The organism is Yersinia similis (assembly GCF_001053095.1).
In the GTDB taxonomy this organism is placed as follows: domain Bacteria; phylum Pseudomonadota; class Gammaproteobacteria; order Enterobacterales; family Enterobacteriaceae; genus Yersinia; species Yersinia similis.
Genome location: NZ_CGBP01000020.1, coordinates 78,018 through 86,251, shown reverse-complemented (window position 1 = coordinate 86,251; position 8,234 = coordinate 78,018). Strand labels below are relative to the sequence as shown.

The window sequence follows — 8,234 nt, the reverse complement described above, 5'->3', positions numbered from 1 at the left end:
CTTTTCCGGGCAACAAACATGGGCTAACAAAAGTGTAGCGGTATTAAGCGCAGTTATTTAGTGAACATCTATATATTCACTTTTCAGCTAAGGCCCGGAGTAAGTGGTTAGCTACCTCGACAAAACTTGCCAACGCCTCTTCATAGGAGTGTGGTTCCTGCGAATAAACCAGCGGGCTAAGCCTCGTTATGTATAAATGGTTCAACCATTTACCCTGCCCATCTTTAGTATTTTTTATGACATCAAGACTTTTACTCATGACACTATACGGGTCATCAACGAATGCCTGAAATTGCTGTGAATATTCTTCCATATCAGTTTTTACTGAGTGCCCGAACATACTAGCAGCAGCATTAATCGCTTTGGGTTTTATTGTGTATATGCGCCATACATCATAAATATGCCGTACTAGCGCCTCATCAAATTCGGCTTGCTTCACGCCAGCACAATACATTGCAAATCGTCTTAGAAGAGATAAGACCTTTTCGGCCAGAGTCTCGGATATGTTGATACATTCGATATCAAAATCAGGGTAGCTTTTACCATTTACTAATTGTTGATAAAGATAATTAATCTTTAACTTCTCAGTAGGTAAATTGATGGGCCGATTTATTAATTCTACTTTTATACAGCTACGCAGAGGGTTAGAAACACCGCTACTGAAATTCCCTTGATAGCTTAAATCGACATTATAATGACGGTGTTTATCATTGATTTCAGGGTTTTCACCTTCTTTATCAGTAAGGTAGAAACCTAGTTCTGCTAGCTTTGTTGTCAGTTTTTGATGAATATCTTTCAGTCTTGCTTTATCAGATGAGCATTCATTTTTTAATTTATAGGTGTTCGGAACCTCTGGAAGAATGAATTTTATATCAATATCTTCTGACATCCGACTAATCAAATTATAAGCTTTCGATAAGCAAGTACCGCCAGCAAACACTAATCGGACAGGAAGCTCTATATTTACTGGCTCAACAGGTACTTTTTTACTTCTAGGGTCAAATCCTTTTAACTGTGCCTCATGCACTACATTCAAGTTAGCTAATATACGTAATGCATCTGTTACATGCACATCTTTTTCAGCGACGAATGCTGGCAGGCCATTTAGCAGGCCCGCAGCTTCCGCATCCTGAATATCAGCAATTTGCTCATCCGTAAGTTTTTTCATATTTTACATTTTTACCCGAAACAGTGATGTTTCTGGATATTTTCCTTCCTGGAGTTCTGACTTGAAGCTGCATTGGGATCTGTGTCGTTCTTCCCGCGTTATAATCCTCTAAGGCCTTGCCCTGAGTGACTTTCACGTTGAGTTTTTTGAACGTTTCTTCCACAACAGTTTCAAATGGTGCGGCCACCGTCCTTTTCCCCGCAAATCGGTTAAATCGAGTTTTTGCATACACGCCAAGGCTAACCCGAATTAATACGCCCTCTTTAACGAGTTCAGACAATGCTTTGCTAACTTGCGATTTGCTACCCAGGTGTTCCAGCTCCGAACGCAGTACAACAATACCTTTCCGGTTGGCGACGGAGCGCAACAGTTTTTGCTTCAAAATCATGATTGCCTCCTTTAAGCACTCATAGGTAACCCAGTTCTTATTATAGATTGTTTTTAATTTAAAACAATGAGTTACTTTAAAAAAGCAAGATTATAAATGAGCATCTATATCCTGTTAACTATCAAGAGATTAGTACGTTAAGTGCTCAAATGAAGTGAGATGAAGTGATTTTTAAAGGCATCTCACGATGCCTTTTGCCATTTAGAGGTTATTCTGCCTTGAGAGGCTCGCTGGTGGCTTGATGATAAGTTTGATGTAGCAGGTCTATTTGCTGCCATAGAACGAGATTGAGTATTTCTTTTGCAACGGGTTGATCAAGCACGACAACGGCGTAAATGAGCGCACGGCAATGATCAATAAGGTCTTCCACTTCGTGGGGCGAGTTATCGTACATGGCGCACCTCCGGCGGGAGAGTGGCGGCCAGTGATGTTGGCAGGTGAAGAAAAGCGGTACGGCAAGGGGCTTTAGTCGTCGAATCCATGATGACAACCTCTCAGTTGATGGCTTTAAAATCACCACCAAGAGACGCTAACCTCAAGAGGGTGGTGAACTGAACGAGGTTAGCGTAACCGGTCAACAGAGAACCCGGCGCATCTTTCGATGCCCCCGTCCAGCCCACCATTGCTTTTTCACAGGTGTAACTGTACCCGCACATAGTAACCGCCTGTGCGGTCGTGCGCTCTATTGAATTCCGGGACGCTAATCACGGCAGCGGAATTTGCCGCTGCGGGGGCACTATATCCGGCCATTCCCTACTGTTCAATTAACCAGTGGTAAATTAGGACAAACATTTTTGTAGATGCGAGGGGGGCCGCATTTGTCATATACACCATAAATCATTACTATTTCTGATGATTAATGTGTTTTTATTGATGACAAAGTGTAATTATTTGTATTAAATGGTTATCAAATAATCAGTTAAAATGGTAGAGCTAAATGAATGCTTCTCTGGAGAGATTGAGCAAGAAATTAAGTGAATTGAATCGACAGTTAGTAGCTTTAAATGATGGGAGCACAATGCTTTGTGAAACCTATGGTTGGCAATACCCGGCTATAACACCAAATGATTTAAATTGCATGCCTTTAAATTTGGTCGATAAAATAAATGAAATACCAATTGAAGAGTTGGCTGGTGATATCGAAGAAGAAATAAATGGGTTATCTCATAATATTGACAATCTAATAAAAACAACATTACCATATATTTATAATGGTAATGGATTACAAGCCATTCCAGCTTATATGTCAACGATGTTATATATTAATGGAACTATTGATAGGGTTTTCTCATGGGAGGTTTTGAATGATAGTAAAGCATTACCAAAGAGTTTAAAAAGTCGGTTGAAAAGTTATAATATACAGCTTGAACAACTTAGCCCTGAAATATCTGACTTACAAAACAAAGTTTCTGCAATATTAGATGCACATAATGCAGCAGAGTCTCTTCCTGTAGATATGGAGATGTTAAAAGATTCCCAAAAAGCAATAAGTAAAACTGGAAAAGATATATCAGAAATTTTATTCGACATTAAAAAAGAAAGAGAAAAGACAGATAATAACTTAAAGCTGATAGAGTCTAATAAAGAACAGTCAGTTAAATTAGTTGCTCAATGCGAAGATGCATTTAGAATTACAACAACAAAAGGATTAGCTGGTGCATTTGAAGTTAAAGCGGATAAATTAAATGCTAGTATCAGATTTTGGGTCGGTGGCCTTCTCATTGCCTTAAGCGCAGGTGCTTATGTTGGCTTTGAAAGAATAAAGGCTCTTTCCAAGATTCTGGAACAACAAAATCCTAGCTTAACAGTTATTATTACTCAGGTTATTCTATCTGCTCTTAGTATTGGTGCACCATTATGGTTTGCTTGGTTATCAACAAAGCAAATTAGCCAACGTTTTAAACTCGCCGAAGATTATGCATTCAAAGCCTCTGTAGCTAAAGCATATGAAGGTTATAGAAGAGAGGCTAAGCAATTAGATGGTGACTTTGAAAATAGGCTATTTGCAGCCGCATTAACTCGATTTGAAGAAGAACCACTGCGTTTGGTAAAAGAAAAGGAACATTATACTCCTTGGATGGAGATGATAGGTAGTGACTCTTTTAAAAAGTTTCTTCAGACACCCAATGAAGCTAAAGATTTAATCCTAAATAAACTAGGATTTAAAGTTGAACCACCCAAGAAAACTAACGAAAAAATAGCCAGCTCTATTCCTGATACAGAGTAAAATAGAACCAAATTGTTATTTTAGCAAGAAATAAAGTGGTTGATTTGATAACTACTATGGTATGTTCCTAAATATTTTTAATTTGTGCATCTGGATATCTAGGTGCGCAAATTAATCGGAAATATATATCCTACTAATCCGTGGTAGGTGGAGTATTATTTCCATCATAGCTATGGAAGGCAACTTTATTGAATAATAAAATAAAAATCACGGACGTTGATGAAGCATAGAAATATGTGATGCTATTTATAGGCTGACTGTTATGATATACTATCAATCCTCTTATTCTGAAGTATGGAATTAATAGGTGTTATTTTTTATTTATATTATACCAACACTAACCTCATCTGTATGAATCACTTTTATAATCGTCTAAATCGGAAGTGATTTTATTTATTTTCTCATTTAAAGATGAAGATAAATTCTTATTATTCATACTAGTTAACTCAAATTTCATTGATTTGATTAATCTGTCTCGATATTCTTTCTGATTGACCGCCTCATCATTTATTTTATGAAAGAAGTAATTATTAATATCAAACCAAATAGGCAGTATTAATTGAGGTTCACCATCTATTTTTGTTTCAGTTAAATATTCTTCATGAATACTCATAAATTCATACATCATTTCAGCTAAGAGATCATTAGATTTATATTGAAAATGCGACGGTGTGATCTGTTTTAAATCATGTTTTTTCAAATAATACCCTAACCCTCTCATTATATAACTTAAATCACCATTAATATGTAGTTGCTCTGTAATTAAATCTTTTCTTGAAACGAAGAAATTAATTTCATTAAGAGTGTTGGCTAATTTTTCGAAGTAAAACCTAGGCTGATGAGCATTTAAACCTATAAACATACCTCTGAATAATAAGTTACCATCATGGTCGTTTTCATTAAAAACGACTCCAAGAGTGCTATTCAAATTTAAAGTAGACTCGAGTAATTTAATATATTCATGTCTGGTAACTGATAATTTATTGTAATTACCATCTTTTGGTGGATAAAAATCATTAGTTATAGAGTCAATATTATCATTGTAGTATTTCATTGATAAAAAATAGTCATTCGCTTTATTTAGAATTGCAGAGTCATAGTGTTCACTGAATATATCGAAGTCTCGACGATTAAAAATAGAGTGATAAAGACTTAGCTTGTTTTTGAAGTAAAATAAATTATCCCCCTGAGACTCCAATTGACTTAAAAGTTCTATAAAGTCTTGTTTGTGAAACTCTTTTAATCTTAATTTAGACTCTTTTCTTTGTTCTTCAATACTCTCTTGCTGTATTTCAATATTTCTTTGTTGGATTTTCGTGTTTAGTTGTTGATTTTTAATATTTTGTTTGTGTTGATCTATAATAAAAAAGAGTGTTACGCATGTGATTATGGCACTGATAGAGCCAAAGATACCACTAAGATAAGAACCAAATTCTGACCATTTGGTAGGGTTCGATGATATGCCGGTACTAGGGATGCCAACAAATAACCAATATAACATAAGAGGAATAATAAAAATGGATGCGATTAATATAATGCTTACCGTCAGAAATTTTTTATTATTTAATTCCATCTTTATACACAGGTTAAATTATTAATTATCAACTATACCATGCTTCCTATAACCCATCTACATACGATAATTACATAAATTCAAAATATCTATATATTCACCCCCCATCTCCCCATCCCAACCCCCAACCCTTCACCCCCTTCACCAACCTACAAAATCCCCCCCACAACCCGCACCCACTCTGGCCTCGCCCCCTCTGAATACTCCCCGCTGAACTCTTCAGCAACTGTTCAGGTGTTCAGTTTTTAATACCTGCCATCCATGAATTAATGAACACCTCTGAATACTGACTGAACAGTTATTAGTAAACTATTCAGTCAGTTTTTATCTTTGTATTTCAATTAATTAAATCTATTTCTGAATACTCTGAATAAGCCAGAGGTGAGAAATAATTAGTGGGGTTCTTCCGGTTGCGGATGGTGGGGCAGTGCCAGGGCGGGGAGCCAGTCATTGGCGGTGTCGGATAAATCCATGTTGTAGCGGAACCCTTTGTCAGTTCTGGCTTTTTTGTATTCTGCGCCGAACTCTTTCATCACTTTGGGAAAGTCTTTGCCGAATTTGGTCAACGATAATGAACGCTGATGGCCGTAAGCCTCCATATAAGCCAGATAAGCGTGATACAGATAAATGCGCGGGGCGCGCGGGGAAATTGCCAGCGTTCCCATATACATACCGACCGCCTCGCCCAGCTCGACAATGTGCGCGCAGAAGCCATAAAGCGGATCGGCATCCCGCTTAACCCCCATCGCCTCCCGTGAATCTCGCTGCTCAAGTAGCAACTTTCGCGCCTTGTCCTGGTCGGCAAATTCAGCCAGCAGGCAGCGGATCACCACTGGCAGTTCTGCCGCGATTTTCTCGCCGATCAGCGGATCTTTATCCGCCTCTTTCACGGGATGGTTGAACGCGAAAATCACCCGCCGCCGGGCAATACCGCCTTGCCGCTCGGTGAAACTCATCGGCTCGTTATTGGTCGCCAGCACCACAGCCGTTAATAAGGTGCTGAATTGTTTCTCATATTTGCCGTCGATTTCCACTAAATCCCCGCCGGTGATGGCCTTGATGCCAGCCCCCTCGCCGACATATTTCACCTGATCGGGCAGCGTAATCAGGCTCTTGCCGACAAACTGCGCGCGCCCTCTGGCTTGATCCAGCGCCGCCATATTGCCGGAGGCGGTGTTCTGGCGGCCCGCCAGCAAGGTGGCGATGTAGGTGAATACCGATTTTCCACTGCCGCCCTCGCCGGTGACCTCAAGGAACAATTGCCAGTCGAATCGGTTGGACAGAATCATAAACAGCGCGGCTTTGATACGGGCCATTTTGGGCAATTCGTCATTGGCCGCATGGGCCAGCCACTTGGTGAAATGGGGGGCGTGGTGTGCCAGATTTTCGTCTGGCTGCGGTTCGGTGAATATGATGTCGTTATGATGCTGCAACCAATCATTGGCGCGATGCGGCCGGAACTGTTTGGCTTTCAGGTCATAAACTCCATTCTGAAAGCCGATTAAATGGCGTGGTGGCTCGCCCATGATCGGGATTTGCAGCTTCATCGCTTCAATGGCATTGCGGATACCGGCCGGTGAATAGGGCGTGTCGTTGGCGTTGAAAATCATCACCAGCTCGCGCCGTAACACACCATCGGGCAGCTTGTCCCAGCGCTCGCCATCATAGTGATAAACCGTTTCACTCTCGGCATGCACCGCAATCTGGCCATAATGTTCGGCCAATAACTGCCCGCGCTGACTGGCGGCCATTTGCGATAATGTCGGATGCAACCCTTTGTTTTCAGCCAATTGGCTCACCGGCGGCGGCTGATACAAACCATGATAAAAACTGTTACGCGCCTGCCCGGTACCGGCTTGCTGACGGTAATCATCCCAATCGGCTTTATGCGGGGTTGGCGGCAATGTCACCCAACCATTGACCGCGTTGGCGGCTTTTTCTGCGGACAACTGGCCAACATTGGCTGTGTCTTGTGGATTGATATCATTATCCGCCGCAATGATGATTTTCGCGGCAGGCCAATAGATACGGAATGCCTGTGCCACCGGCAACAGATTTCCGGCATCGATGGCGGCGATAATCACGGCGGCCGGTAGCAATAACTCCAGACTTTGCGCGGTGGCGTAACCCTCTGCCAGCACCACGGTTTCAGCCTGTTCCGGCAGCGGTTTGAGCGGGATAAACGCGCCTTTTTTGCGGCTACCGGCGATCAGCTTTTTTGTGCCATCGGGCCGGATAATCTGTGCGCCGGTGCTGTCGCCCGCCATATTCTGTAATGTCAGCAATAACGAACCATCCGGCAGAATAGGTAATTTATGGCCGCTCAGACCTTTATTAATTAAATAGCGAGATTCTCCTGGCGTGGTTTTCGCCATGAGAGAGGCCAGATCCGGCGCTTTCGGTTTGGGCAAGACACCGAGAATATCGGCCACCAGCTGCGCGGCTTCAGTTAGCGAGCATTGTCGGACATTTTTAACCAGATCCAAACCGTCGCCGGATCGTGGTTCGCACTGATTACAAAACCACGTTCCCGCGCCCTGACGGTCATCAAAACGAAAGCGGTCTTTGCCGCCACAGGCCGGACAGGGGGAGTGCTGTTTGCTGTGGCTGATCGCCAGCGCATCCAGAATAAAGCCCCATTTTCCGCGCGCCTGTGCCGCAACCTCGGTAATAAATTGATTCATGACTTTTCCTTTTTACGCCCGGTTTCCGGCGGATAAAATCCATTTTCGGGCCATTTTTAACACCCATAGCAATGTTTTAAATTTTATAAATACAATTTATGTATCAATGAGATGCAGATAATCTGATTCTATTGTCCAGTAGTTGCACCCAACGGGAATATTCGTAGACTCACTGTATCCACCGCGCCACCCTT

7 protein-coding genes are annotated in these 8,234 nt (G+C 41.6%); 1 reads left to right on the top strand and 6 read right to left on the bottom strand.

Features of this window, described 5'->3' with window-relative positions; translation table 11 throughout:
• Positions 1–76 precede the first annotated feature (76 nt).
• From AC971_RS14865 to AC971_RS23925, 4 genes are all read right to left on the bottom strand, one after another.
• Complete coding sequence (locus AC971_RS14865; RefSeq protein ID WP_025381883.1) at positions 77–1,168, bottom strand: nucleotidyl transferase AbiEii/AbiGii toxin family protein; 1,092 nt, start codon at positions 1,166–1,168, stop codon at positions 77–79.
• Positions 1,149–1,556: a DUF6088 family protein gene (locus AC971_RS14860; RefSeq protein WP_025381884.1), complete on the bottom strand. Its 408-nt coding sequence runs from the start codon at positions 1,554–1,556 to the stop codon at positions 1,149–1,151. Before AC971_RS14860 ends, AC971_RS14865 begins: the two co-directional genes overlap by 20 nt.
• Positions 1,557–1,764: 208 nt before the next feature.
• On the bottom strand, positions 1,765–1,950 hold the full coding sequence (locus AC971_RS14855) for a hypothetical protein (protein ID WP_025381885.1): 186 nt from the start codon (positions 1,948–1,950) through the stop codon (positions 1,765–1,767).
• Positions 1,951–2,050: 100 nt separating this feature from the next.
• Complete coding sequence (locus AC971_RS23925) at positions 2,051–2,212, bottom strand: ash family protein (RefSeq protein ID WP_167330749.1); 162 nt, start codon at positions 2,210–2,212, stop codon at positions 2,051–2,053.
• Positions 2,213–2,493: 281 nt separating this feature from the next.
• Here AC971_RS23925 and AC971_RS14845 point away from each other — a divergent pair, with 281 nt between their 5' ends.
• A complete protein-coding gene (locus AC971_RS14845; RefSeq protein ID WP_025381886.1) occupies positions 2,494–3,783 on the top strand; it encodes a hypothetical protein in 1,290 nt (429 codons plus the stop codon).
• Positions 3,784–4,126: 343 nt separating this feature from the next.
• Here AC971_RS14845 and AC971_RS14840 read toward each other — a convergent pair whose 3' ends face one another.
• Together AC971_RS14840 and AC971_RS14835 are read right to left on the bottom strand one after the other, a co-directional pair.
• Positions 4,127–5,356 (bottom strand): hypothetical protein, encoded by a 1,230-nt coding sequence (locus tag AC971_RS14840; RefSeq protein WP_025381887.1) that lies wholly within the window; start codon positions 5,354–5,356, stop codon positions 4,127–4,129.
• A 392-nt stretch (positions 5,357–5,748) separates the two neighbouring features.
• Positions 5,749–8,040 carry a primase-like DNA-binding domain-containing protein gene (locus tag AC971_RS14835; protein WP_025381888.1) on the bottom strand — a complete coding sequence of 764 codons (2,292 nt, stop codon included), beginning with the start codon at positions 8,038–8,040 and terminating at the stop codon, positions 5,749–5,751.
• Between the last annotated feature and the right edge of the window lie 194 nt (positions 8,041–8,234).